Source organism: Hyphomonas sp., assembly GCF_017792385.1.
Classification (GTDB): Bacteria; Pseudomonadota; Alphaproteobacteria; order Caulobacterales; family Hyphomonadaceae; genus Hyphomonas.
Window position 1 is genome coordinate 2,684,875 of record NZ_CP051230.1, and the last position, 23,478, is coordinate 2,708,352.

Consider the following 23,478-nt stretch of genomic DNA (forward strand, 5'->3'; position numbering starts at 1 on the left):
CATGGCCGGGGCTCGCACAGAGCAGGGGTTCACACTGGTCGAGGTGCTCGTCGCGCTCGGCATATTCAGCATTGCTGCCATGTCGCTGGCCCATCTCGGCAACGAGACCCTGGTCGGGGCCCGGCATGTGAACCAGAAATTCCTTGCCACGGTCGAGGCCGACAATCTGATGGCGGAAACGCTCGTTCGCCCGGCGGCTGCCACGGCCGGAGTCCAGTCCGGTACGAGCACACAGCGTGGGCGGCGTCTGGCGTGGCAACGCACGATCAGCGCCACGGACCGCGCCGGTCTGTTTGTGGTGTCGGTAAGCGTCAGCGATGCGGAGTCCGGCCAGCAATTGGCCCTGCGCCAGACCCTGATGCGGGTGCCCGCCCCATGACCCGTACCGATGGCTTCACCCTGATCGAAATGCTCGTCGCCCTCGCGGTGACCTCGCTCCTGATGGTGGCAGGCTCGACCCTGTTGGTCCAGACGCTGCGGTCCGGCAATATGGTTGAGCAGCGCACCGAACTTATCCGGGATCTCGATGCCGCACACAGCCTGCTGAGGGATGATCTGGCCAATGCGACCCTGCGCCGGACCCGTGCGCCCAATGGTCTGGACACGGCGCGGGCCTTCAGTGGCGGCTTTTCGACACTGGAGCCCCTGATGGCATTCACGCGGGCCGGGTGGCCCAATCCAGCAGGCATGGAGCCGCGCGGCGACCTGCAGCGGGTCGAGTATTTCTTTCGGGATGGCCTGCTGGTTCGACGGGCCTGGTTGCGCCCGGATCCTGTCTACGCCACGCCGTATTCTGACCGGGTGCTTGCCCGGGGTGTGACGGATCTGGATATCCGGTTCCTCAATCAGGACACCTGGACGCTGGACTGGTCGGGGCAGGTCGACCGGTTGCCTCATCTGGTCGAACTGACCCTCGTCTATGGCGAGGGAGATGAATTGCGTCAGGTCTTCCTCGTGGGAGGCGCAGGATGATTCCGGGCCGGGCCTCCTCGCGCGAAGACGGTGCCACGCTGCTCAGCGTGCTGTTGCTGATCGTTCTGATGTCGACGGCCGCGCTGGCCGCAACGGATGCCCTGGCCAGGTCGGTCAGTGTGGCGCGCGTGTCTGACGGGCGCGCGGATTCCTTCTGGGCGGCACGCGGCGCGCTTTCCGTTGGCGAGGCGGTGCTCAATGAAATGCTGGCTGGCCGCGGCAGCAAGTTGACCGTCGACGCGGCGCTGTTGCGTGAACCGGTGGTCTTTCCCTATCCGCGCGGCACGATTGTTGTCCGCTTCCGGGAGGCCTCAAACTGTCTCAATCTCAACACGTTGATACTCGGCGATACGGACGAAGGCGTCAGCATGACAGAGCCCGACCGGCTGCGCCAGATGTTCGAGGATGCCGGCCTGTTCAGCAATGATGCCCGCGAACTTGTCGATACGCTGGCCGACTGGATGGACGAGAATACCAGCCCGCGCGCCTTCGGGGCAGAGGATGCCGTCTACAGCCAGCGGGACGTGCCGCATCGTGCCCCCGGCCAGCGCCTGATCTCGCTGACGGAGCTGAGGGCAATCAAGGGCTACGACCCGGTGAAGCTCGCGGCCTTGGACCCCATGCTCTGTGTGCGCGACAAATCGGAGAATGTGCCCTTGAACATCAACACGCTGACAGACGCACAGGCCCCGTTGCTGACCGCACGCTTCTCGTCCCAGCTGACCCGGGCGGATGCCGAACGTCTGATCGAGTCCCGGCCGGAAGGGGGATGGCTGAATGTGGAGGAATTCCTCCTGTCAGAGCGCGTGGCCATCATCACGCCGGACAAGCGCAATGATTTCGAGCTTTCCACTGAATCCGGCCGGATTGCCGCCGACATCACCGTTCAATCTGATACAGGGACGCTGCGCATTGCAGCGGAGTTTGAACGTGGCAGCGATGGCCAGTTTGTTTTGAACGGCTCGCACAGGAGGCCGGGCTGATGCGCACCAGATACTATACCGAATTCCCGCAAGACGGCGCCGATTGGCAGTTTGCCCGCAGCGGCCCATCCGGCATCGAGAGGCTGGAATCGGGGGCGGCGCTTCCATCCGGCGCGGACCTTATCATTTTCGTTCCGGGGACGGAGGTGAGTGCGCATCGTGTGCGTGCCACGGCCCGGCGCCCGGCGGAATTGATGCGGATGGCCACTTTCGCGATCGAGGATGATCTCGCCGTGCCGGTGGAAAGCGTGCATGTGGCGGTTGCGCCGGAGCCGGACGCAGACGGCACGCGTCTCGTCTACTCGGTCTCGCAGGCGCTCATGGGCACCTGGATGGACCGGATGACCGCTGCGGGGCTTTCCGCCGCCCGTCTCGTGCCGGATCTGTCCGTCCTGCCGGCGGGGCAGCATGCTGATCTCGGTACGCATCAATTGCTGGCCGCGGGAAACACACCTCTGGCCATCGACAATCACTGGCCGTCCGATGTCATGGCAGCGCTGCAGCGTGAGGCGGGGGCCTCTGCAGCCCCGCATCCGGTTGACCGGCTCAGCCAGTTGGCCGAATGGGCGGAGGCGCAGCCCCGTCTCACCGACTTGCGGCAGGGGGCCTATGCCCGGCCGTCGGAAAGCCCGCTCTCTTTGCGCCAGTTCCGGTTGCCTGCCGCGCTCGCGGCCGGCCTGTTGGTGGCCTGGTCCGCGCAGGCCGCATGGTCGGTCCACGCCATGAACCAGTTGACGGATGCCCTGAACGCCGAGACGCAGCGTCTCTATGTGGCGGTTTTTCCGGGTGCGCCGCTGCCTGCCAATCCGGCGGCAGCGCTCCGCTCGCAGGCGGGCACGCCTTCCGGGGCGTCGGCGCCCAGTTTCCAGCAGACCAGCGCAGCCCTGTACGGCGCCATTGCGGGGCTGGACGGCACCACGCTTGTCAGTGTCCGGTATGATCGGGCCATGGGAGAATTGCGGGCCACGCTGACCTATCCGGCCTTCGGGGCCGATCTGGACCTCAAACAGGCCGTCGAGGAAACCGGTCTTCGGGTCAATCTCGGGGACACGCGCCTCGAAGACGGGCGTGTGGTCGGCGATCTTGCCATTGGAGGTGTGTCATGACCGGCTATTGGGCATCGCGTACGCCGCGCGAACAGGGCTTGATCGGCATCGCGGCACTATTGCTGGCCATCACGCTTGTACAGTTTGCCATCGTGAAACCGCTGCGCGCGGCCAGGGCCGAGGCTGCCTTGTCCCTGGAGGCGGCGAGCCGCCGGCTCGACGTCGTTTCGACCGAGATCGCCACGCTCCGGCCGCAGGCCGATACCGGCAGCGCCGCGCCTGCGACGAGCCGGAATGTGCGCGCAGACCTGTTGCAACTGGCAACCGGGCGCGGCCTGTCGGTCTCCCGTCTGCAGACCGCCGAGAATGGCCGCCTGATCCTGCAATTCGAGCGGACCGTACCGACACTTGTCCATGCCTGGCTGGCCGACGCGGAAAAGACCTACGGGCTGGTGCCGGAGCGGGTGTCCATGTTCGCTGAGGAGGATGGGCGCGTCCGGGCCAGTTTCGAATTTTCGGGGGGCGGCTCATGAAACGCTGGCATTTCCTGCTCGGCCTCGTTTTCCTGTTGACGCTCCTGGGCGGCCTTATCGCCTTCACGCCGCTATCCTTTGTGATGCGCCATTCCGGCGCTGTGCAGCAAGGGCTGGCCTGGCAACAGGCGCGCGGCACGGTCTGGCAGGGGCAAGTCACCGGCCTTTCCTGGCGTGGCACGCCGCTTGGCGCGGTCAATCTGGAGTCCCATCCGCTGCGCCTGGTGTCGGGCGGGCCATCCCATGAGGTGACCTGGTCCGGTCCGCAGGGGCAGGGCCAGGCCCGCATCGCGCTGCGACGCACAGCGTTGAAGGCGGACGGTATCAGTCTCAGCCTGCCGCTGACCGGACAGATCGGAACGGAGCCCATGTTTGCCGGGCTCGGCGCCACGGTTCGCCTGTCGAACGGATCCGTGCGCATGACGGGGACAGAATGCGAAACCGCGTCCGGCACGGTGACGAGCGATGTGGCGCGTTTGGCGGCCGCGGGGGTCGGGCGCGACTGGCCCATCCTGACCGGGCCACTCACCTGTGAGAACGGGCAGCTCCACGCTGTCCTGACCGGCGAAGCCGCTGATGGCACACAGATCCGACTGGTCGCGAACAGCCTGGCCGGAGCGCGCGCCGAAGTGCGGGGCATGGATGAGGATATTGAGAGCGTTCTGCTGGCGGCGGGATTCCGCGACGCGGGCGGCGCGCTGGTCTACAATCGGGGCCTTGGCCCCAGGGAGATGGAATGATGAACGCAAAACTGGCCCTTCTGGCGGGCGCCGTCCTGCTGGCCGCCTGCGCCAGCAATGGCGGCAAGCCTGTGCCGCCTGCGCCCGACGTGCCTATTGCCGGCAGCTTGCCCGGTCAGGACCTCGCCCCCGGCGAATGCGGTCTCTTCCTCTGGACCCAGGGGACGCCGCGCCGGTTCATCTATTTCTCCCGTGCGGGCGGGGCGACCGCCGAATCCATGCTGGCGGAGACCCGCCAGACACTGGCGCTGGTCCGCCAGGGCGGCACGCTGTTCGGGCAATTCATGACGGAAATGGACTATGTCACACCCGAAGGTGAGTCGGTGTCCCTGCAAATCACGCCCGGAGATATGGTCGATGGCGGGCAAAAAATTGCATCTGGCCGGTTCAAGCTACTGAATGCTGGAGGTTGGGAAACGGTCATTCCCGTCGCTGGATTGCGGGCCTGCCAGCCGGATCCTGAGTGATTTCGGGGGCTTCAAAAGCCTTTCGCAACTGCAGCATCACGATTAGCTACGCAAACCTGTAGTTACTTGACGCAAAACTGTCACAGACCGTATTGTGACAGTTATGTTACAGAACTTTTACAGGAATATGTCAATCTCGGCTCTGGCGCTTGCGGCGCTGGGACTGGCAGCGAATGCCGATCAGGGATGCGATCTGACAGACGGTCTGGCTGTTCAGCCGGCTGCGTTCCAGACGGAAGCCGAAGCCTGCCTGAGCGGCGTCGACGGGGCGGAGTCCGACACATTCCTGCAAATGGAGCTGCGACGGCTCGCAGACGAAGCCCGTGCCGGGGCAGGCCAGGGCAATCTCGAACATCTGGCCTCGCTCACCGCCGCGGCTCAGGTCCACGCCTATGACATGGCAATCCGCGGCTATATCGCCCATCGCGACCCGGAAGGCCGCAGCCATCTGGAACGTGTCCGCCTGCTTGAGCGCACCCACCTGATTGGCGCCTTCGGCGCGAACATGGCGGTGATCGAGGATTCCGCCTCTGCCGCGGAAGCCTTCCGCGCGCTGATGTCCGATCCGGTCAATGCAGAGAATACGGTTCGCTCAGAATTCGACCACACCGGCATTGCTGCCGTCCGCGCCAATGGCCGCATCTATCTCGTCCAGCTCTTCTCTGGCGTCGAGGGCAAGCTGGATGCGCCGATGCCGGTCCGGATCAGCAGCCGCACGGACCTCAAGGCGCAATTCGCCGATTCCCGGGCCAAACCGGTCGGCTGGTCCTTCGTGTCGCTGGCCGGCAAGGTCCTCGCGCGCGGCAAGGGCAGCCGGGTCCCCGCCACGCAGTTCGCCGGTGAAGCCGGTTACCTGACCATCGACATGGCACGCGATGACGACCTCTACACGCTGAAGGGCCCGGCCGTCTCGCAATTCTGATCGCGTCCCCGAACACGGCGCTGTCCCGGCCGGCCTTCGCAAGAGGGCCGGCCTTTTTGCATGTGCGCTTGTGTCCGCCCGGACGTGATTGTCAAACTCGCGGGTCGCCGGATATAGATGGGCTCACCATGTTCGCACACTTCCTGAAGCCTCTGCTTGGAAAGCTGATTGCCGTGATGATCGGCTGCGCATTCGTTGCAGTCTCGGTGGCGTGCGCGCAGAACTGCCAGCCGGGCGACGATCCGGTCTGCGCTATCGACCTTTCGGTCGAGACCGGAGACCCCGACCATTCCGGAGACTCATCCTCGGGCGACTTGACCGTGCATGCCTGCGGCGGCTGCCACATTCACATGATCCGGCAGGACGCGCCACGCGCCCTTCTGCCTGTGCTGCATCCGGCCCCCGCTACCCCCTGGGTGGCTGAAGCCATTCTGGAGCCGCCCCTCGATCTCTTCCGCCCTCCGAGATCCTGAAACCGTGTGACCCGGCGCTTCGCGCGCTGATCCCGATTTCAATCACGCTTCTCTGAGGACAATATCCATGTCTAACAAAATTCGCCGCGCGGCGACGGTGCTGGCCATTGCCGGTGCCAGTCTCGCATTCGCGCCAGCTTTCGCCGACACGCCGGCCGGATCTTCGCATGCTGATCATGACGATCATGATGAAGACAGGACGCTCGAAACCGTCATCGTCAAATCCACGCGTTCCGGCCGCGCCGTCAATGACCAGCCGATGCGGGTCGAGGTCATCAATGCAGAAGAGATTCTGGAAAAGGCCACCATGCGCCCCGGCAACATCTCAATGCTGGTCGCTGAAACCGGCGGGGTGCGCGTCCAGACCACGTCGCCCGCGCTCGGATCGGCGAACATTCGCCTGCAGGGCCTGTACGGTCGCTACACCCAATTGCTCAGTGACGGCCTGCCGCTCTATGGCGGCCAGGCGGCCTCGATCGGCCTGTTGCAGATTCCTCCGACCGATCTGTCCCAAGTCGAAGTGATCAAGGGGGCGGCCTCGTCCATGTATGGGGGATCGGCGCTTGGGGGCGTCATCAATCTCATCTCGCGGCGTCCGGGCGACGAGACCGGGGGCGAGCTGCTGTTCAACCAGACGAGCGAGGACGGTCAGGACCTTACCGCCTATCTGGAGACACCGCTCACCTCGTCGGTCGGTGTGTCGCTGACGCTGGGTGCGCACCGTCAGGCCGAGCAGGATTTCGACAGCGATGGCTGGATCGACCTGCCCGGCAATGAACGCTGGACAGCGCGTCCCCGGCTGGTCTGGGAAGGGGCCAATGGCGCCTCGGTCTATGCCACGCTCGGCTTCATGACGGAGCAGCGTTCAGGTGGCACGCTGCCCGGGCGCACCGTGCCCGACGGCACGGAGTTTCCGCAGGACCAGGACTCCACCCGTCTCGACGGGGGCTTCATCGCCGATACGCCCCTTACCGAAACGCTGACGCTGAATGTACGCGGGTCCGCCATGCAGCAGGATCACGAGCATCGCTTTGGCGCCAGCATCGAGGCAGACCGGCACGAGAGCGTCCTGATCGAGACCTCGATCGCGGCCGATGGCGACCGCACGGACTGGGTGGTCGGGGCGGCGTTCCAGTCCGAAACCTATGAGTCGGACATGTATCCCGGTTTCGATTACACCCATGACGTTCCGGGCCTGTTCGGCCAGCTGGACCATGATCTCAGCGAGACCGTGTCACTTTCCGTCAGCGGACGTCTTGACGATCACAGCACATATGGCACCCAGTTCAGCCCGCGCGTCTCGGCGCTCTACCGTCCGGGAGACTGGACCATCCGCGCCTCCTACGGACAGGGCTTTTTCGCCCCCACACCCTTTGTCGAGGAAATCGAGGCCGCCGGACTGTCCCGGCTGGATCCCCTGGGGCAGCTGGCGGAGGAAACCGCCGAGACGGCGTCCCTCGATGTCGGCTACCGCAAGGGGGCGGTCGAGGCCAATGCCAGCCTGTTCGGGTCGAACGTGTCCGGCGTGACGGAACTCGAAGCCTACGCCTCGCTGCCGGCCGGTCCGCAGGATCGCGTGCGCCTGGTCAATGCGCCCGGCGACACACGCATTCGCGGTGCCGAGCTGCTGTTGCGCTACTATTGGAATGATCTGAAACTGACGGGGAACTATCTCTATCTCGATGCCACGGAAACCGACGGCGCCGGGGGGCGCCGGGAACTGGAGCTGACACCGCGGCATTCCGCCGGCTTCGTCGCCATGTGGGAACAGCACGGACGGGGCCGGCTCGGCTTCGAGGCCTATTACACCGGACCGCAGCGCCTGGGTGGCAATCCCTATCTCGACGAGAGCAAGCCTTACTGGCACCTCGGCCTGCTGGGCGAAATCACGACCGGCCCGGCCAGTTGGTTCGTGAATGCCGAGAACCTGCTGGATGTACGTCAGACAAAGGAGCATCCGCTGGTGCTTCCGTCCCGTGCGCCCGACGGCCAATGGACGACCGACATCTGGTCCCGCAATGACGGGTTCATCCTGAATGGCGGGGTAAGGCTGAAATTCTGAAACCTCCAGCGGACGGGGCCCGGCGAACGTGCCCAGGGCCCGTCCCCAGATTGTTTCATGACCACCGGTCCGTTTCGGAAGGAATTCGCGCTGTCAGTTGTTTTCTATAGGATCGAAACAATCATAATTGCGCAGTGCAACGATCTGGCCATCCCGGAATTCGAATACGGCGACGCAGTGTGCACAAAGCTCCTGATCCTTCTTCAGCGGCGGCACATCGGTCGCCATTGTCCCGCGCCAGACCATTTCCAGCATGACGCTTTGGTCATCCGCAAGCTGACGTTTGATTTCGTAGGATTGATGTCGTAGAATGCCTCGGGCCTGCTCAATGCCGGTCTTCAGGGCTGCCAAGTCCCGCCGGGCACCTTCCGGTTTGAGCTGATTGGGCCACTCAACCTGTTCGACATGTTTCGCAAAGAACTCATCCATCAGGCTGCCATCCATCTGTTCCACTGCGCGCACGAAACTCATAGCTGCCGCAATATTACGCTCTGCACTGGTCATCAGCATACCTTCGAGTCTAGAATGTCATTCTACAAGAAGGTAATAGAATGCCGTTCTATAAGGTGTCAAGATTGGGTGTTCCATGACAGATCGGCGTCAAACTATCTTGAGGGCTGCGTTGCCGCTGTTCGTGACGAAGGGATATTCGTCCACAACGATCATGGATATCCGAAAGGCGTCAGGCGCGACCACCGGCAGCATTTATCACTTTTTCGAGGGTAAGCCGGGAATTGCCGTCGCATTGTGGGAGTCTGCGAATGATGACTGGCAAAAGCGTACGACATGCCAGATTGGCGGCGGCACGCCCAAGGAAATGGTGCAGGCCTCGGTGAAGGGGCTGGCGGAATGGGCGCTTGCGGACAGAGCCCTGTTCCTCTTCTACGAGGATATGCGTATCCGGGCCCTGACCACCCCGGAGCTCAAAGCCATATCGGACACTTTGCGGGAAGGTTTCGATCGTGGCAGGTCAATCTACAAGACTTGGGTTGAGGCAGGTGCGGTGCGTGACATGCCGTGGCCTTTGGCATCCGCCTTGATGCTCGGACCGACTTACGACTATTTGCGCAAATGTGGCGACCGGAGGGAGCATCGGGCGGTTGTTCGCTCCCTCGCCGAACTTGCCTGGCAGGCCATAAAACCCTGACCCGCAGTTTGAACGCATCGATGGAGCGGGTGAAGGGAATCGAACCCTCGTCGTCAGCTTGGGAAGCTGCTGCTCTACCATTGAGCTACACCCGCGCACGTCCCGCTATTTGATCCCGAAATGCACGGTGCGCAAGCGCTGACGGCGTTTCGCCCTTTAAGAACGTCCTGCGAACGGCTAGAAGGCCGCCATGAACGGATTTCTCGCAGTTGCAGCAGGCGGCGCCATTGGCGCATCGCTCCGGCATGGGGTCGGCCTTCTGGCCGTGCGCCACCTGCCGGCGGGCTGGCCGCACGGCACGTTTGCCGTGAACCTGGCCGGCAGCCTGCTGATGGGGCTGCTGGTCGGCTGGCTGGCGCTCAAGGCCGAAGGCGTCCACCAGACGACACGGCTGTTTCTGGCGACGGGCGTGCTGGGCGGGTTCACCACATTTTCGGCCTTCTCGCTGGAAGTGGCGGAATTCCTGCGCAAGGGCGAGACGGTGAAGGCAGCGGCCTATGCGGGCCTGTCCCTGCTGCTCGGCGTGACGGCGCTGTTCATTGGACTTTGGATTGCCCGGAAGGTGTTCGCATGAGCGGCCAGATTGTTACAGAAACGGTGTCCGACAAGGAATCCGGCACCCGGCTTGACCGCTGGATCAAACGGCGCGTGCCGGTCACGCAGGGCCAGATCGAGAAGATGCTCCGCACGGGGCAAATCCGCGTCGATGGGTCTCGCGCCAAGGCAAATACGCGGCTGGAGACGGGCCAGCAGGTGCGCCTGCCAATCCTTGAGGCGGACACAACCCGCCCGGCCCAGAAGAAGGCCGATCGCGTCTCCGAGGAAGACCGGCGATTCATCCGGGATTTGATCCTCTATGAGGATGACGAGATGATTGCCATCAACAAGCCCGCCGGCATCGCCGTGCAGGGCGGGTCAGGGCAGGGCCGCCATATTGATGGCATGCTCGCCGCGCTCGGCGATGGTGAGCATCGCCCGGTCCTCGTCCACAGGCTGGACAAGGATACGAGCGGCGTGCTGCTGCTCGCGAAATACCCGAAGGCCGCCGCACAACTGGCCGAGAAGTTCCGCAGCCGGGACATGGACAAGGTCTATTGGGCGGTCACCGTGGCCGTGCCCAATCCGCCTTTCGGCCAGATCCGCTGCTGGATGGTGAAGGGCATCGAGGATGAGCGCGAGCCGGATGGCTATCGCATCGTGCATCCGAAGGCCCGTGGCCGCCGGGATGCCGACCGCGAGCGCATGTTCCGCTCGGCGCAGGGCGTCGAAGGCGCGCGTCATTCGATCACGGATTATGCAGTGATTTCCACGGCTGGGCAGAAAGCGGCCTGGGTCGCGCTCAAGCCGGAAACCGGCCGCATGCACCAGCTGCGCTTCCACATGCTGGAAATGAACACCTCCATTCTGGGCGATTTCAAATACCAGTGTCGCCGGGAAGTGCCCCAGGGCCTCGCGCCCGGCCTGCATCTGCATGCCCGCGCCCTGGTCATCCCGCGCGAGACCGGCAAGCCGATCAAGATCGTCGCGCCGTTGCCGCCGCACATGAAGCAGACTTTCGAGGCGCTTGGCTTCCTCGAACAGGAAGCGGGCAAGGACCCGCTCGCGCCCTTTGTATGAGTGACAGTCTGAAGCTTGCCATCTGGGACGTGGACGGAACACTCGTCGACAGCCGCCAGTCGATCCATGAGATCATGGTGGAAGCCTTCCGCCTCTCCGCGCTGACTCCGCCGGACTATGAGGATACCCGAAAGATTGTCGGGCTCAGCCTGCACCAGGCGTGCGGCCAGTTGGCGCCCGGCGCCAATGCCGACGAGATCGAAAAACTGGTGCAGGACTATCGGGACTCCTGGGTCCGCGCTCGCGCCCGGCCGGATTTTTCCCAGCCGCTCTATGATGGCGCGCTGGAGACGCTGGAAATGCTGCGTGAGGAAGGCTGGCTGATCGCCATGGCCACCGGCAAGACACACAAGGGCATCGCCAGCCTGTTCGAGGCGCATGACATCAAGCATTTCTTCGACACGATCTGGTGCGCCGATGACGGCCCCGGCAAACCGCACCCGCATATGGTGGAACAGGCGATGGGCGCGCTCGGCTGCGCACCGCATGAAAGCCTGATGATCGGCGATGCGGTCCACGACATTTCCATGGGCCGCGCCGCCGGCGTCTACACCCACGGCGTCAGCTGGGGCTTCGGCGCCGCCCACGAACTGGAAGACGTCGGCGCCCACGAAATCCACCACGATTTCGACACGCTCCGCAAAAGCCTTCTGGCGTTTGAGCCGTTTTAATCAAGGGTTGTCGGCTCATTCCACCTGTGTCATGCCTCCTGTTGCAGTTGCAGGAGCCTCATAGATGGCGCGCAGACGTCGATACCATTCGAATACAAGCAAACTTTCCGTTGAACAGGCCCGTGCAGAGGCAGAAAAGCCTGATCTCGTCCGCAACCTTTTCCAGAATCTGAAGCTGCTCGATATCAAGAAATCTGTGATCGAGGCCAATCAGAAGCGCTTGCCTTTTCTGTATATGGGGCTTTTTCCCATTTTGGCGATTGCGCTCTTTGTCTCGCTCTGGCTGGCGGTCCTGTTGGGAGGGGCCTATGTGGGAACAATCTGGGGGCCTTGGGGCGCACTTGAGCGAATCTCAGCTGCTCGGAAAGACGTCAAGGATCTGACAGACCGGATCAGCCGTGACTTGCCTTCCATGGATTCGAAGCACTGCTTTGCTGTTTTCGGCGTTCAGAAATCTGGCAAGGTCGAGCTGAAGCTGTCCGACGTCGCACTTCCGGTCGATGGCCCGGCCCTCTCAACGCTGGATACGGACGGACATTTCGGCGGATTGGGGCCGTACCGGAAACTGGGCGTGGTTCCGCTCGGCCCGGACAACAAGATTGTGCCGGACCTCGAAGCCATGAAGGACCAGTACTGGCTGGGCGATGCCAGGCGGGCAGGGATCCCGGATGCCGCCATCACAACGGCCCTCAATTCGCTCCGCGTTTATGATGCGCGGCAGAGCGCCTGATCGCACTTCGCCCCTTGGAAACCCGGCCTCTTGCGCGTACATGCGCGCGCATGACTGACGAGACCCCAAAGCCGAAACGCTTCTATGAAACCGCCAAGGCCGTGCAGATGCCGGGCGGCTGGACCGTGGAACTCGATGGCCGCTCCATCAAGACGCCCGCCCGCGCGGCGCTGAGCCTGCCGACCGAGAAACTGGCCAAGGCCATCGCGGCCGAGTGGAACGCGCAGGGCGAGCATATCGACCTCGCCGCCATGCATCTGACGCGCCTCGCCAATGTCGCCATAGACCGCACGCCGGAAACGCGCTTTGAAATGGCCGACGAGCTGGCACGCTATTGCGAGACGGACCTTGTCTGCCACATCGCCGAGGATTCCGAGGAACTGGCCGAGCTGGAAGAGGCCCATTGGGCGCCGCTGCGCGCCTGGGCCGGGCAGGCGCTGGACGTCATCCTCGTGCCGGTCGAGGGCATCATCGCCTCGCCCCAGCCGGATGCCTCGCTCGATGCTGCGCGGAATTACGCGCTCGGCCTTGATGATTTCACCCTGACCGGCCTGATGTTCGGTTGCGGCCTGTTCGGCTCGGCCGTGCTCGCCATGGCGACGGTCGAGGGCGAACTGACGGCCACCGACGCCTATGAGGTCGCCCGGATCGACGAGGCCTGGCAGGCCCAGCAATGGGGCGAGGATGACGAGGCCAAGGCCGTCACCGCCCTGCGCCGGATCGAGGCCAAGGCGCTGGAGACCTGGCTGACCGGACTGGGCTGACACGATCCGGTCTCCGCTGAGATGGCTTGAAACGGTCTGAACTATCATGAACCGCAGCGAAACCGGCGATGAACACGCCGCTCAGCTGGCGTTCGCCCCGGCCATGGTTTGCTGCAGTCATGATGAAGCAGATCATGAATGCCCGAATGGCGGCCGTTGCCCTTGCCGCGTCCGCCTTCATCGCCGCCCCGGCCATGGCCGATCCCGTCGGGGGACAGATCACCCGGCTCGACACGCGCCTCGGCCCCCAGACCGGCCTGACTGTGCAGGTTCGCCATGGCGGCAGCCACGCGCATGGCCGGGGATATTACCGCACCAATGAATGGGGCCAGTCGCGGGACCAGGCCCGGTATCTGCGCCGGTCAGCCGTCCACGCCTGCCGCACCGCAATAGGCCGCACGGCGTGGCGCGCCGGCTTCCGCGACATTGATTTTGATGATGACCGCCGCGTCCGCCAGGTCGGCCCGAACGGGTTCGACATCCGCTTCGAGGAGGTCGAATTCGAGGGCCGCCGCCGCGACCGGGAACGCGATGTCCACTGCACGGTCCGCCGCGGTCAGGTGATCCGGCTGGAGGGCATCCCCCATGCCGGTCCAGGCAAGGGCCACTGGAAACAGAAACACCGCTACGGCTACTGAGCCCCGCGGCCCCTGGCGGCAGGCTGGCCAGAATAGCCGGCCTGTCGTCCGCGCCCCGGACCTGTCATCCGGGGCGCGTCCTGTCAGAACTGGAAGTAGATGAACGGCCGGTAGCCCAGCGGCACGAAGGACAGCGCCAGCGCCGTCAGGGCCCCCGTGCTGACCGCAAACAGCGGTGCGGGCATCCTGGCCAGCGCCTCACCGATCTTCAGCCGGTAGCTGATCGCATGGAACAGGCTGATCGCCAGGATGAACGGCCAGACCACCGCTGGCAGAGTCTGCGTGCCCTCCGAACTCAGCGTCACATAGGTCTTCGCAATCGCCAGCGATTCCGTCAGCGTCGGCGCGCGGAAGAAAATCCAGGCGAGGTTCACCCAGTAGAAGGTCAGCGCCGTGCCCAGCAACAGGCCGAGCGCGCCCAGCGGCCGCACGCGGCTGGCCACCAGATCGCTCCAGGTCCGCTCCACCATCAGGGCGAGGCCATGCAGGAATCCCCAGATCACGAAATTGAACGAGGCCCCGTGCCACAATCCGCCCAGCACCATCGTCGTCATCAGATTGATGTCCCGGCGCATATTGCCCTTCCGGTTGCCGCCCAGCGGGATGTAGAGATAGTCCCGCAGCCAGCTGGACAGGGAGATGTGCCAGCGGCGCCAGAAATCCTGGATATTGGCCGACAGGTAGGGCGAGTTGAAGTTCGGCGGGAATTTGTAGCCGAGCAGGCCCGCCGTTGCGATGGCCATGTCGGAATAACCGGAAAAGTCGCAATAGATCTGGATGCCGTAGAGCAGCACGCCGGCCACCACGCTGAGGGCGGAATAGGCGGACGGGTCGGCAAAGACCAGATCCACATAGGGGGCGATATTGTCCGACACGCAGGCCTTCTTGAAGAAGCCGACCAGGAACAGCGCCACGCTGGCGCGTACGGCCACATCGCTCCATTTGCGCGCCGTATCCATCTGCGGAATGAAGTCCGAGGCGCGCACGATCGGCCCGGCCACCAATTGCGGGAAGAAGGCGATATAGAACGCCACATCCAGGAAGCTGCGCCGCGCGCCAATCGCCCCGCGATGGACGTCCACCATGTAGGAAATGGCCTGGAACGTGTAGAAGCTGATGCCGACCGGCAGGACCAGATTCAGCGTCACATGCCCGGCATTGAAGCCCATCATGGCAGCAAAGTCGGTGAAGCTGTCGGTGAAGAAATTGAAGTATTTGAACACGCCCAGAACCATCAGGGCAAAGACGATGCCCGTGCCGAGTGCCCATTTGCGCCGCTTGGTCTGTTCCTTGGGCCAGGTCGCGGCCTGGCCGACCAGATAGCTGACCAGCGTCACCATCAGGATCAGGCCCAGGAACCGCCAGTCCCAGGCGCCATAGAAGACATAGGAGGCCAGCGTCAGGACGCGTTTGCGCCATTGATTGCTGCGCAGCGTCCAGACCAGGCCGAAGACGATGGCGAAGAACAGGAAGAACCGGGCTTCAACGAACAGCATGGACAGCCGTCTCCTTCTGATGGCCAGCCTGCTGGCAATAGGTGCGGCCCACTTCGCGGCTCAGCGTCCGGGCGCCGGTTTCACCGAAATGGCTGAAATCGAACCACAGGTCGCGCGCAAACAGGTCCGGATAGACATCCGGCCGGTTGAAGTTCAGCACCGTATGGTCCCCCGGCAGGGCGCGGACCGCTTCGCCGGTGCGCGGCGTCCGGTCCAGTTCCGCCAGATCCGGCGAGACAAACAATGCGGCTTCGACGCCCTGCGCCTCCAGCCGGTCCAGCCGTTCGGCCAGATAGGCCGCGCGCGCGGTCACATCCTCATTGGTTTTGGCGCCGTAGCGGGCCAGCTTCGCCTCGAACTGTTCGGGATGATCTTCAAAATCCTTGCGGCGGGCCTCGATGTCCGGCGTCAGGATCGATCCCAGCGCCTCGAACCCGTCCTCGGCCATGTCGAATGTGTGCGGCGGCGGCGTCACTCCCGGCGGGAACAGCAGCGCCGCGCCCCGGCCCACACCCGACAGGTCGAAGCCGGTGCCCAGCACCATGATGCCGCCCCGGAACACGCGCTTGGGCAGGGATTCCGGATAGGACGCGATCGTGTCGACCTGCGCCCGAAGCAGCGCCGGATCGTGGAAATAGCGTGCCCGGTCGGTTGTCACATCGGCCAGGTCTCGCGCATTCGGCAGCGGGTCCTCGATCACGACGCGTTTCAGCGACGGGCCGCCGGCCGCCAGCACCTGCTCGACCAGCCAGTCCTCTTCCACGCCGGTCAGGCCGAACACGCCGAGATTGTAGACGCGCCAGTCCGGGCAACCGGCTTCCGCCGCGCCGGCTTCCACCTCGTCCGGCACGATATGATAGAAGGTGCGCGAGGTGCCGATGAAGACCGTGTCATAGGCGTCCGGATTGGCGACATAGGCGTCCAGTTTCGGGCTCAGCACCACCAGGTCCGGCATCGGCGTAGCCTGTCTCAGGCCCAGCGACAGCGGCACCGCCACCAGCACAAAGCCGATGGCAAACAGGATGGCGGAAAACAGGGCGGTTCGAATCTGGGTCGTCATGGCAGCCGGGACAGGGAAATTTAATCACTAGGCCGGTGCAGGATGCATGCCAATGCCGCCCGGTTCGGCAATCAGTCTGCAGGCTGTTCCAGCGCCACGATCTGATAGCCCTCATCCTTCAATGACTGCAGCAGAAGGCGGGTCCTGGCGGCGGATTTTGCGAACGGGTCATGCAACAGGATGATGCCGCGCCGGTCGGTCTGTTCCAGCTTGGCAAGGATCATCGCGACCGAATCTTCCGGTGCGTTGCGCGTCCAGTCCGCTCCGTCTGCCGTCACTGTCACATCGATCAGGCCGGCATCGGTCATCGCTGCGCTCAGTTCGGGCGTCGTCGCCACGAAGGGATACCGGAACAGCGGCGTCGCCTGTCCGATCGCAGTCTCGACGGCGGCCCGGCCGGCCGCTGCATTGGCCAGCGCGTCCTCCACGCTCAGCTCGGCGAGGTTCGCATGGTCCATGCTGTGGCTGCCCACCGAATGCCCGGCCGCGATGATGTCCTTCGCCAGGCCCGGCCGCGCCTCGGCTTCGCGCCCCAGCAGGAAGAAGGTCGCCCGCGTGCATTCCGCCCCCAGCGCCTTCATCACGCCCGGCGTGCGGAACAGGTCCGGCCCGTCATCAAAGCTCAGGATCACTTCGCCCGGCGCCAGCTGGTCCAGGGGTGGCGGCGAGTCCGGCGTCAGCAACAGGGTGCGCGACACGCCCAGCGCATCCTCCCCGCATTCGGCCTCGGATGTGCCGCCCATACAGCCCGTCAGGGCCAGCAGCCCGGCAAGGGCAAGGGCACGCAGCGAAGGGCTGGAAGCTGGGCGCATGACTCTACTCGTTCGGCAAGGGAGGGTTTCGGCAACGCTAGCATGGAAGACGCGGCCCTGTCAGCCGCCTTGACGGGCCGGTCCTGACGCGAGGTCAAGGCGGTCATGCCGCGGCGAGATGGTCCGGATTGGCCCTTGCCAAGCCTTCCCGTGCGATTATCAAGCAAGCCAGCAGTTTATATGACAGTCTTTTGGCAAGGAGCCCGCTCGCATGCAGGATGTAATCGAAGCGCTGGAGCAGAAACGCGAACAAGCCCGCATGGGCGGCGGCGCAGCACGAATCGAGAAACAGCACGCCAAGGGCAAGCTCAGCGCCCGCGAGCGGATCGAGGTCCTGCTGGATGAAGGCAGCTTCGAGGAATGGGACATGTTCGTCGAGCATCAATGTGCCGATTTCGGCATGGACGAACAGAAAATCCCCGGCGATGGCGTGGTCACGGGGCAGGGCACGATCAATGGCCGCCTTGTCTATGTCTTCTCCAAGGATTTCACCGTGTTCGGCGGCTCGCTGTCGAAGACCCATGCCGCCAAGATCGTGAAGGTCCAGAAGGCGGCCGCCATGAATGGCGCGCCGGTGGTCGGCATCTTTGACGCCGGCGGCGCACGCATCCAGGAAGGCGTGGACAGTCTCGCCGGCTATGCCGACATCTTCATGGAGAATGTCCTCTCCTCCGGTGTCATCCCGCAGATTTCCGTCATCATGGGCCCATGCGCCGGTGGCGATGTCTACTCCCCGGCGCTGACGGACTTCATCTTCATGGTGAAGGACACGTCCTACATGTACGTCACCGGGCCGGACGTGGTGAAAACCGTGACCAATGAAGAGGTCACCCATGAATCCCTCGGCGGGGCCTCCGTCCATGCGGCGAAATCCGGCGTCGTCGATGGCGCCTTCGAGAATGATATCGAGGCGCTGGTCCAGATGCGCCGCCTGATCGACTTCCTGCCGGGCTCGAACCGCGAAGACCCGCCGGTCCGCACCGTCTATGATTCCGCAGAGCGCGTTGAGGAAAGCCTCGACTCGCTGATCCCGCCAAACCCGAACTCGCCCTACGACATGCGCGAACTGATCGAGAAAGTGGCCGATGAAGGCGACTTCTTCGAGATCAGCCCGAAATTCGGCGCCAACATCCTGTGCGGCTTTGGCCGTATCGAAGGCTCCACCGTGGGCTTTGTTGCCAACCAGCCTATGACGCTGGCCGGGGTTCTGGACATTGACGCCTCCCGCAAGGCGTCGCGCTTTGTCCGCTTCTGCGACTGTTTCAACATTCCGGTCGTCACCTTTGTGGACGTGCCGGGCTTCATGCCGGGCACGAAGCAGGAATATGGCGGCCTGATCAAGCATGGCGCCAAACTCCTCTTCGCCTATGCCGAAGCCACCGTGCCGAAGGTCACCGTCATCACCCGCAAGGCCTATGGCGGCGCGTATGACGTGATGAGCTCCAAGCATCTGCGCGGCGATGTGAACTATGCCTGGCCCACGGCAGAGATCGCCGTGATGGGCGCCAAGGGCGCGGTCGAGATCATCTTCCGAAAGGATATCGGCGACGAAGAAAAGATTGCCGAGCACACAAAGATGTATGAGGACAATTTCGCAAACCCGTACGTCGCCGCGCGCAAGGGCTATATCGACGACATCATCATGCCGCACTCAACCCGCAAACGCGTCGCCAAAGCCCTCCGTAGCCTGCAGAACAAGCAGCTCGAAAACCCGTGGAAAAAGCACGATAATATTCCGCTCTAGGAAACACCTCCGTAGGGTGGGTTGAGCGAAGCGATACCCACCAACATACGGCCGCCACGGTGGGTATCGCTTCGCTCAACCCACCCTACAGGCCTCCCATCCCTTTCGGACCGGAATGTGCTTGGCGATTATCCGGGACGCGGCTTTCGTAGCGCACCCCTTGACCTCACCCTAACTTGAGCAATTACGAGACAGGCCCCTCACGGATTTCGTACATGAAAGGCCCGTCCATGATCCTCAACCAGATTACCATTCCCTGCCTCGATTACTCTGCCAGCGTCGCGTTCTATGAGGCGCTTGGCATGGTGCGGATTGTGGAGGCTCCGCCGCGCTATGCCCGGTTCGAGAGCGCAGATGGCAGCGGCGCGACCCTGTCGCTCCATGCCGTCAGCGCGCCTGTCGGGTCCGGCACCGTGATCTGTTTCGATCATCCGTCCGCCGACGCGCTCGACGCGCATGTCGAAGACCTGAAAGCGCAGGGGCTTACCTTTGTAACGGAGCCCACTGACGAATCCTGGGGCTGGCGCGAGGCGCGGCTGCGCGACCCGGCGGGCAATGAAGTCTGCCTGATGTTCGCGGGGAAGGTCCGCCGCTTCCCGGACTGGCGCGTCGATGGCCGGACGGGTTGAGCAGGCCTCCCATTCCTGTCATCCCGGAATTTGCGCAGCAAATATCCGGGACCCAGGCTGAGGTCCCGTCTTCGGCCATCATCCTTCGACTTCGCTCAGGATGAGTCTGTTCCTTGCCGCCCATCAAGAGCGCTCATGCTGAGCGAAGTCGAAGCACGAGCGCGGGCAAAGCAAGCTGGGTCCCGGACAAATCCTGCGGATCTTCCGGAATGACAGGAACAGGGAAGAATGGCCTATCCCCCCTCAAACCCGCCCCATCCTGCTGCAAACACTCATCCGAAAATAATCTCATCCACCCCCTCCGTTGCCTGACATATACTGGCAGGCGATGGCGTATTCCCTGTTCGTCCCCCTGCCGGGCCTGCCCTGGTATCAGTGGCCCGTCTGGCCACTGATCTTCTGGCGCATCCAGCGCCTGAAGGCGTGGTTTCAGGCCCATGGCGGGCCGGGCGCGCAAATGATGTGGGGGGTGGACGCGCGCGGCCGGGTGACGATCTTGGCCCTGTCGGATGATCTGACCGGGCGGGGCCCTGCGCCGCTGGCCGCGGCCGGGCCCTCGCGCGCCCTGTGCGCCGCGCTCAGCGGTGAGGCGTTCGCGCCGCCGCACGCTGCCGGGCCTGCGGGCCCGCGCTTCTATCCGGCCGCATCCCGCCCTTTGCCCGTCCGGGGAGTCCTCCTGCCGTCTGCGCCGGGCCTGCCGCGCCCGGATATCTGACCCGGCCACGTGTTTCGAAACCGCCACTGTCCTGTCCAGGCGCCTTCACGGGCGTTGCCCCCGCTTGCGCCTTGCACAGCGGGGCGCGCGGCGTACGATGGGCGGGCCATGACCACTGCGATCATCGGAGATGTCCACGGCGCCCTGCAGCCGCTGGAGGCGCTCATCGCCCGGCTCGGCCTCGGCGAGGGGGACCGGCTGGTCCTGCTCGGCGATCTGGTGGACAAGGGGCCGGACCCGGCCGGCACGGTGAAATTCGTCCGCCAGCTGAGCGAGACCGCACCCTTCGACCTCGTCCTTGTCGAGGGCAATCATGAAGACCGTCATCGCCGGTATCACCAGAACCTCACCGAGCGGCCGAAAATCGCCCGCCAGATGGCCGAGGCGGCACCGGACCTGGCCGCGCTTGATGCCCAATTGTCACCCGCCGACCGCGCCTTTCTCGCCCGGGCAGTGCCCTTCCTGCGCCTGCCGGCCTGGGGCGTGCTGGTCGTGCATGGCGGCATTCCCGGCGACATGCGCAGCTTCCCGGAAAGCGCCGCGCGCGCGAGCGAATGGCAGGGCAAGCGCGCCAAGGCGTTCCGCAAGGTATTGCGCACACGCTATGTCTCGGCCGCGACGGGGGAGTTCCTTGCCCTCGGCCACAACCGGCCGGACGATCCGTTCTGGGCAGACATCTATGATGGCCGGTTTGGCCATGTCGTGTTCGGGCACCAGCCCTGGCTGGAGGGGCCGGCCTGTTTTGCGCATGCCACGGGGCTCGACACGGCGGCGGTGCATGGCGGGCGGCTGACCGCGCTGGTCCTGCCGGATGCCGGCCCGCCGCGCTTTGAAAGCGTTCCGGGAATCGATCATGCGCCCCGACAGGCCGGCGAGTGGCCGGCCCATCCCGGGCAGAGGCTGACCCTGGCACGGCCGCGTTGAAATGGCAGGCGGAAGAAACGGGCAGGTCGGGCCTGTATTTGAGACGGAATGCGCTATAATGACACCGAACGACACGATCTTGCCACCGGACCTGCCTCTCCCATGAAAGCTGCGCCCCATCCAGACCAGGCCGCCCGGCTTGAGACCCTGCGAAACTACGACATCCTTGATACCGAGCGCGAACCCGAATTCGACGAAGTGGTCGAACTGGCCTCGACGCTCTGCAATGTCCCGATTTCCGTGGTCAACCTGATCGACGAGCACAGGCAATGGTTCAAGGCGGAAGTCGGTATCGGCGCACGCGAAACTCCGCTTGCCACCTCGATCTGTTCCCATGTGATCCTCAGCGAGGATTTCGTCGAGATCCACGACACCCAGAAAGATCCGCGCACAGCCGACAATGAACTCTGCATGCCGGAGGATGGTCTGCGCTTCTATGCGGGGGCCTTGTTGAAGGCGCCGAACGGCCTGCCCATCGGCACGCTTTGCGTGCTGGACAACAAGCCGAACGCGCTCAACGAGTTCCAGCGCAAGGCCCTGCGGACCCTGGCCCGTCAGGTGATGCGCGAAATGGATTTGCGCTTGGCCCTGAAGAACCAGAAAATCCTGCGCAACGAAATGGACCACCGGGTGAAGAACTCGCTGCAATCCGTGGCCTCGCTGGTCCGACTGTACCGGTCGCGGTTCGGCCGCGAACAGGAAACCTTCGCAGCCTTCGACGCCATCAGCCGCCGCATCGAGGCGACCGCGACCCTGCACCAGATGCTGCACGAGTCGCCGATGGATGACGCCGTCATGCTGGATGCCTTTCTGAACGAGGTCGCGTCACTGCTGCAGGATTCCGCGCCGCCTCATGTCGAAATCCGCTGTGAGGCGCCGGCCATTGCCCTGCCAACTTCGCTGGCGAGCCCGATTGCCGTCATCACCAGCGAGTTCGTGGCCAATTCGATCAAGCACGCCTTTGGCGACGACACGCCGGGAACCGTCCGCATCACCGGGTCCGGCGGGGGAGACGAGAGGCTGCGGATTATCTGCGAAGACGATGGAAAGGCGACCGAGCGGGCGATGCCGAACGCGAAATCCGTGGAAGGACTCGGCAAGCGCATCATGGAGGCGTCCGCTGCCCAGATCGGCGCAACGCTCGAGCAGGGTCCGGGCGGGGAGGGATACCGCATGGTTCTCGCGCTTCCGGCGACCGGCAACTGCTAAAACTTGCCTGCCAGGCGAAGTTTTGTTTGGGGACGTGTTAGTGCATTGAAAATGCAAGGTAAAAAAGGGTGCCGCCAAGGCGCGGAAGGGCGACAACATGAAATCATCCGGATGTCTGTAGGTTAATCGTTGCACTTGAAAGCAGCTCTCAATCTGCAGTGGACACTGCACATCGATTGAATTTCCGGGAAATTTCCGGTCGAATCGGGAACCTTTCCGCGCTGCCACACGATATTGTCCTTAAGGCTCGGTTATGCATTTGTGGCCATCACGAGGGCCGAGGTGAGAAGGCCGTCTGGCGAACAACCGAGTAAAGAATGTGGAACCCAGGGGGGACAGGAGCCGCATGCTCTCCGACTTGATATCTTCAGAACTGCCCTATTTGCGCCGGTACGCCCGGGGCCTGATGGGTGAGCAGCACAATGGCGATGAAGCCGTGGAAGACATGATCGAGTCGCTGATCTTCCGGATTTCCGTCGCGCCGGACCTCAAATTCCACAAGGAAGACCTGTTCGCGGAGCTCGACAAATCGATCAGCAAACGGGTGTCCCAGCTTGACGGTGACACCGGTATCTCAAAGATCCTGAACGCGATGACCACGCTTCAGCGCCGGGCATTGCTGCTCACCGTTGTGGAAGGGTTCTCGGTTCAGGAAGCCGCCCGGATTCTCGTCGTCGACGAAGCGGACGTCGAGAATATTCTCCGCGATGCCGAATCCTCGATTGCCAATGAAGTCAGCACATCGGTCCTGATCATCGAGGATGAATCGATGATTTCGTTCCAGCTGTCACAGATCGTGGCCGAGGCCGGTCATGAAGTGGCGGGCATTGCCACGACGCAGACCGAGGCGGTCGCGCTGGCCGGCACCACGACATTCGGGCTCATCCTGTCGGATTTGCGCCTCGCAGACGGCTCCATCGGGCTTGATGCCGTGAACGAAATTGTGGCGGCCCTGCCGCGCCCGGTGCCAGTGATCTATATCACTGCCTATCCGGAAATGCTGCTGCAGGGTCAGGAGGACGAGCCCTCCTATCTGATCCCGAAACCGTTCGAGCCACTGCATGTGCGCACGGTTCTGGACCAGGCAATCCTGTCCGCCTTTCTGGGGCACGAAACAGCCTGAC

The 23,478-nt window shown here is 63.7% G+C and carries 27 protein-coding genes and 1 tRNA gene; 23 read left to right on the forward strand and 5 right to left on the reverse strand.

What is annotated here, in order from left to right; genetic code table 11:
* Nucleotide 1: 1 nt before the first annotated feature.
* The 10 genes from gspI (at nucleotide 2) to HF955_RS13100 (ending at nucleotide 8,198) form a co-directional block, all read left to right on the forward strand.
* Nucleotides 2-379, forward strand: a complete 378-nt coding sequence (gspI, locus tag HF955_RS13055) for a type II secretion system minor pseudopilin GspI (RefSeq protein WP_291075596.1) — start codon at nucleotides 2-4, stop codon at nucleotides 377-379.
* The gene (gspJ, locus tag HF955_RS13060) at nucleotides 376-972 is read left to right on the forward strand and encodes a type II secretion system minor pseudopilin GspJ (RefSeq protein WP_291075598.1); all 597 of its coding nucleotides are present in this window, start codon (nucleotides 376-378) and stop codon (nucleotides 970-972) included. Before gspI ends, gspJ begins: the two co-directional genes overlap by 4 nt.
* Nucleotides 969-1,955 carry a type II secretion system minor pseudopilin GspK gene (gene gspK, locus HF955_RS13065; protein WP_291075600.1) on the forward strand — a complete coding sequence of 329 codons (987 nt, stop codon included), beginning with the start codon at nucleotides 969-971 and terminating at the stop codon, nucleotides 1,953-1,955. The genes gspJ and gspK overlap by 4 nt, the downstream gene beginning before the upstream one ends.
* Nucleotides 1,955-3,061, forward strand: coding sequence for a type II secretion system protein GspL (gene gspL / locus HF955_RS13070; RefSeq protein ID WP_291075601.1), 1,107 nt, complete (start codon nucleotides 1,955-1,957; stop codon nucleotides 3,059-3,061). The genes gspK and gspL overlap by 1 nt, the downstream gene beginning before the upstream one ends.
* The gene (gspM, locus tag HF955_RS13075; RefSeq protein WP_291075603.1) at nucleotides 3,058-3,534 is read left to right on the forward strand and encodes a type II secretion system protein GspM; all 477 of its coding nucleotides are present in this window, start codon (nucleotides 3,058-3,060) and stop codon (nucleotides 3,532-3,534) included. Before gspL ends, gspM begins: the two co-directional genes overlap by 4 nt.
* Nucleotides 3,531-4,274: a type II secretion system protein N gene (gspN, locus tag HF955_RS13080; protein WP_291075605.1), complete on the forward strand. Its 744-nt coding sequence runs from the start codon at nucleotides 3,531-3,533 to the stop codon at nucleotides 4,272-4,274. The genes gspM and gspN overlap by 4 nt, the downstream gene beginning before the upstream one ends.
* Nucleotides 4,271-4,741: a hypothetical protein gene (locus tag HF955_RS13085; RefSeq protein WP_036262082.1), complete on the forward strand. Its 471-nt coding sequence runs from the start codon at nucleotides 4,271-4,273 to the stop codon at nucleotides 4,739-4,741. Before gspN ends, HF955_RS13085 begins: the two co-directional genes overlap by 4 nt.
* Before the next feature lie 127 nt (nucleotides 4,742-4,868).
* Nucleotides 4,869-5,663 carry a CAP domain-containing protein gene (locus HF955_RS13090; RefSeq protein WP_291075608.1) on the forward strand — a complete coding sequence of 265 codons (795 nt, stop codon included), beginning with the start codon at nucleotides 4,869-4,871 and terminating at the stop codon, nucleotides 5,661-5,663.
* Between the two features lie 128 nt (nucleotides 5,664-5,791).
* A complete protein-coding gene (locus tag HF955_RS13095) occupies nucleotides 5,792-6,136 on the forward strand; it encodes a hypothetical protein (protein WP_291075609.1) in 345 nt (114 codons plus the stop codon).
* A gap of 67 nt (nucleotides 6,137-6,203) precedes the next feature.
* Entirely contained in the window at nucleotides 6,204-8,198 is a 1,995-nt protein-coding gene (locus tag HF955_RS13100; RefSeq protein WP_291075610.1) for a TonB-dependent siderophore receptor, read from the forward strand.
* 93 nt (nucleotides 8,199-8,291) lie between these two features.
* Here HF955_RS13100 and HF955_RS13105 read toward each other — a convergent pair whose 3' ends face one another.
* Nucleotides 8,292-8,708, reverse strand: a complete 417-nt coding sequence (locus tag HF955_RS13105; protein ID WP_291075612.1) for a nuclear transport factor 2 family protein — start codon at nucleotides 8,706-8,708, stop codon at nucleotides 8,292-8,294.
* A 76-nt stretch (nucleotides 8,709-8,784) separates the two neighbouring features.
* Here HF955_RS13105 and HF955_RS13110 point away from each other — a divergent pair, with 76 nt between their 5' ends.
* A complete protein-coding gene (locus HF955_RS13110; protein ID WP_291075613.1) occupies nucleotides 8,785-9,345 on the forward strand; it encodes a TetR/AcrR family transcriptional regulator in 561 nt (186 codons plus the stop codon).
* Between the two features lie 21 nt (nucleotides 9,346-9,366).
* Here the strand turns inward: HF955_RS13110 and HF955_RS13115 are convergent.
* Nucleotides 9,367-9,440, reverse strand: a tRNA-Gly gene (locus HF955_RS13115).
* Nucleotides 9,441-9,535: 95 nt separating this feature from the next.
* On the opposite strand from HF955_RS13115, the gene crcB reads away from it, so the two are divergent.
* The 6 genes from crcB (at nucleotide 9,536) to HF955_RS13145 (ending at nucleotide 13,765) form a co-directional block, all read left to right on the forward strand.
* Complete coding sequence (gene crcB, locus HF955_RS13120; RefSeq protein ID WP_291075614.1) at nucleotides 9,536-9,919, forward strand: fluoride efflux transporter CrcB; 384 nt, start codon at nucleotides 9,536-9,538, stop codon at nucleotides 9,917-9,919.
* Nucleotides 9,916-10,962, forward strand: a complete 1,047-nt coding sequence (locus HF955_RS13125; protein ID WP_291075615.1) for an RluA family pseudouridine synthase — start codon at nucleotides 9,916-9,918, stop codon at nucleotides 10,960-10,962. Before crcB ends, HF955_RS13125 begins: the two co-directional genes overlap by 4 nt.
* Nucleotides 10,959-11,633: an HAD-IA family hydrolase gene (locus HF955_RS13130; RefSeq protein ID WP_291075617.1), complete on the forward strand. Its 675-nt coding sequence runs from the start codon at nucleotides 10,959-10,961 to the stop codon at nucleotides 11,631-11,633. The genes HF955_RS13125 and HF955_RS13130 overlap by 4 nt, the downstream gene beginning before the upstream one ends.
* 64 nt (nucleotides 11,634-11,697) lie before the next feature.
* Nucleotides 11,698-12,363 (forward strand): hypothetical protein, encoded by a 666-nt coding sequence (locus HF955_RS13135; protein ID WP_291075619.1) that lies wholly within the window; start codon nucleotides 11,698-11,700, stop codon nucleotides 12,361-12,363.
* A gap of 50 nt (nucleotides 12,364-12,413) precedes the next feature.
* Nucleotides 12,414-13,127 (forward strand): ATP12 family chaperone protein, encoded by a 714-nt coding sequence (locus HF955_RS13140; RefSeq protein ID WP_291075621.1) that lies wholly within the window; start codon nucleotides 12,414-12,416, stop codon nucleotides 13,125-13,127.
* Between the two features lie 68 nt (nucleotides 13,128-13,195).
* Complete coding sequence (locus HF955_RS13145) at nucleotides 13,196-13,765, forward strand: hypothetical protein (RefSeq protein ID WP_291075623.1); 570 nt, start codon at nucleotides 13,196-13,198, stop codon at nucleotides 13,763-13,765.
* 83 nt (nucleotides 13,766-13,848) lie between these two features.
* On the opposite strand, the gene HF955_RS13150 is transcribed toward HF955_RS13145, so the two are convergent.
* From HF955_RS13150 to HF955_RS13160, 3 genes are all read right to left on the reverse strand, one after another.
* Entirely contained in the window at nucleotides 13,849-15,261 is a 1,413-nt protein-coding gene (locus HF955_RS13150; protein WP_291075624.1) for an MBOAT family protein, read from the reverse strand.
* The gene (locus HF955_RS13155; RefSeq protein WP_291075625.1) at nucleotides 15,248-16,321 is read right to left on the reverse strand and encodes a hypothetical protein; all 1,074 of its coding nucleotides are present in this window, start codon (nucleotides 16,319-16,321) and stop codon (nucleotides 15,248-15,250) included. Before HF955_RS13155 ends, HF955_RS13150 begins: the two co-directional genes overlap by 14 nt.
* 71 nt (nucleotides 16,322-16,392) lie before the next feature.
* Complete coding sequence (locus HF955_RS13160) at nucleotides 16,393-17,133, reverse strand: polysaccharide deacetylase family protein (protein ID WP_291075627.1); 741 nt, start codon at nucleotides 17,131-17,133, stop codon at nucleotides 16,393-16,395.
* A gap of 211 nt (nucleotides 17,134-17,344) precedes the next feature.
* On the opposite strand from HF955_RS13160, the gene HF955_RS13165 reads away from it, so the two are divergent.
* The 6 genes from HF955_RS13165 to HF955_RS13190 all read left to right on the forward strand — a co-directional run bounded on the left by HF955_RS13165 (nucleotide 17,345) and on the right by HF955_RS13190 (nucleotide 23,477).
* Complete coding sequence (locus tag HF955_RS13165) at nucleotides 17,345-18,877, forward strand: acyl-CoA carboxylase subunit beta (RefSeq protein WP_291075628.1); 1,533 nt, start codon at nucleotides 17,345-17,347, stop codon at nucleotides 18,875-18,877.
* A 215-nt stretch (nucleotides 18,878-19,092) separates the two neighbouring features.
* Nucleotides 19,093-19,506 (forward strand): VOC family protein, encoded by a 414-nt coding sequence (locus HF955_RS13170; protein ID WP_291075629.1) that lies wholly within the window; start codon nucleotides 19,093-19,095, stop codon nucleotides 19,504-19,506.
* Nucleotides 19,507-19,834: 328 nt separating this feature from the next.
* Nucleotides 19,835-20,221, forward strand: a complete 387-nt coding sequence (locus HF955_RS13175; protein ID WP_291075631.1) for a hypothetical protein — start codon at nucleotides 19,835-19,837, stop codon at nucleotides 20,219-20,221.
* Between the two features lie 108 nt (nucleotides 20,222-20,329).
* The gene (locus tag HF955_RS13180; RefSeq protein ID WP_291075632.1) at nucleotides 20,330-21,145 is read left to right on the forward strand and encodes a metallophosphoesterase; all 816 of its coding nucleotides are present in this window, start codon (nucleotides 20,330-20,332) and stop codon (nucleotides 21,143-21,145) included.
* 102 nt (nucleotides 21,146-21,247) lie between these two features.
* A complete protein-coding gene (locus HF955_RS13185) occupies nucleotides 21,248-22,354 on the forward strand; it encodes a histidine kinase dimerization/phosphoacceptor domain -containing protein (protein ID WP_291075634.1) in 1,107 nt (368 codons plus the stop codon).
* Between the two features lie 346 nt (nucleotides 22,355-22,700).
* A complete protein-coding gene (locus HF955_RS13190; protein ID WP_291075636.1) occupies nucleotides 22,701-23,477 on the forward strand; it encodes a response regulator in 777 nt (258 codons plus the stop codon).
* Nucleotide 23,478 lies beyond the last annotated feature (1 nt).

Coding starts and splice junctions, on each gene's coding strand:
- HF955_RS13140 (WP_291075621.1), top strand. CDS start 12,414: ATGACTGACGAGACCCCAAAGCCGAAACGCTTCTATGAAACCGCCAAG.
- HF955_RS13085 (WP_036262082.1), top strand. CDS start 4,271: ATGATGAACGCAAAACTGGCCCTTCTGGCGGGCGCCGTCCTGCTGGCC.
- HF955_RS13185 (WP_291075634.1), top strand. CDS start 21,248: ATGAAAGCTGCGCCCCATCCAGACCAGGCCGCCCGGCTTGAGACCCTG.
- HF955_RS13145 (WP_291075623.1), top strand. CDS start 13,196: ATGAACACGCCGCTCAGCTGGCGTTCGCCCCGGCCATGGTTTGCTGCA.
- gspI (WP_291075596.1), top strand. CDS start 2: ATGGCCGGGGCTCGCACAGAGCAGGGGTTCACACTGGTCGAGGTGCTC.
- crcB (WP_291075614.1), top strand. CDS start 9,536: ATGAACGGATTTCTCGCAGTTGCAGCAGGCGGCGCCATTGGCGCATCG.
- gspK (WP_291075600.1), top strand. CDS start 969: ATGATTCCGGGCCGGGCCTCCTCGCGCGAAGACGGTGCCACGCTGCTC.
- HF955_RS13190 (WP_291075636.1), top strand. CDS start 22,701: ATGCTCTCCGACTTGATATCTTCAGAACTGCCCTATTTGCGCCGGTAC.
- HF955_RS13160 (WP_291075627.1), bottom strand. CDS start 17,133: ATGCGCCCAGCTTCCAGCCCTTCGCTGCGTGCCCTTGCCCTTGCCGGG.
- HF955_RS13095 (WP_291075609.1), top strand. CDS start 5,792: ATGTTCGCACACTTCCTGAAGCCTCTGCTTGGAAAGCTGATTGCCGTG.
- HF955_RS13135 (WP_291075619.1), top strand. CDS start 11,698: ATGGCGCGCAGACGTCGATACCATTCGAATACAAGCAAACTTTCCGTT.
- HF955_RS13105 (WP_291075612.1), bottom strand. CDS start 8,708: ATGCTGATGACCAGTGCAGAGCGTAATATTGCGGCAGCTATGAGTTTC.
- HF955_RS13170 (WP_291075629.1), top strand. CDS start 19,093: ATGAAAGGCCCGTCCATGATCCTCAACCAGATTACCATTCCCTGCCTC.
- gspM (WP_291075603.1), top strand. CDS start 3,058: ATGACCGGCTATTGGGCATCGCGTACGCCGCGCGAACAGGGCTTGATC.
- HF955_RS13125 (WP_291075615.1), top strand. CDS start 9,916: ATGAGCGGCCAGATTGTTACAGAAACGGTGTCCGACAAGGAATCCGGC.
- HF955_RS13110 (WP_291075613.1), top strand. CDS start 8,785: ATGACAGATCGGCGTCAAACTATCTTGAGGGCTGCGTTGCCGCTGTTC.
- HF955_RS13165 (WP_291075628.1), top strand. CDS start 17,345: ATGCAGGATGTAATCGAAGCGCTGGAGCAGAAACGCGAACAAGCCCGC.
- HF955_RS13130 (WP_291075617.1), top strand. CDS start 10,959: ATGAGTGACAGTCTGAAGCTTGCCATCTGGGACGTGGACGGAACACTC.
- HF955_RS13175 (WP_291075631.1), top strand. CDS start 19,835: ATGGCGTATTCCCTGTTCGTCCCCCTGCCGGGCCTGCCCTGGTATCAG.
- HF955_RS13090 (WP_291075608.1), top strand. CDS start 4,869: ATGTCAATCTCGGCTCTGGCGCTTGCGGCGCTGGGACTGGCAGCGAAT.
- HF955_RS13155 (WP_291075625.1), bottom strand. CDS start 16,321: ATGACGACCCAGATTCGAACCGCCCTGTTTTCCGCCATCCTGTTTGCC.
- gspN (WP_291075605.1), top strand. CDS start 3,531: ATGAAACGCTGGCATTTCCTGCTCGGCCTCGTTTTCCTGTTGACGCTC.
- HF955_RS13180 (WP_291075632.1), top strand. CDS start 20,330: ATGACCACTGCGATCATCGGAGATGTCCACGGCGCCCTGCAGCCGCTG.
- gspL (WP_291075601.1), top strand. CDS start 1,955: ATGCGCACCAGATACTATACCGAATTCCCGCAAGACGGCGCCGATTGG.
- gspJ (WP_291075598.1), top strand. CDS start 376: ATGACCCGTACCGATGGCTTCACCCTGATCGAAATGCTCGTCGCCCTC.
- HF955_RS13100 (WP_291075610.1), top strand. CDS start 6,204: ATGTCTAACAAAATTCGCCGCGCGGCGACGGTGCTGGCCATTGCCGGT.
- HF955_RS13150 (WP_291075624.1), bottom strand. CDS start 15,261: ATGCTGTTCGTTGAAGCCCGGTTCTTCCTGTTCTTCGCCATCGTCTTC.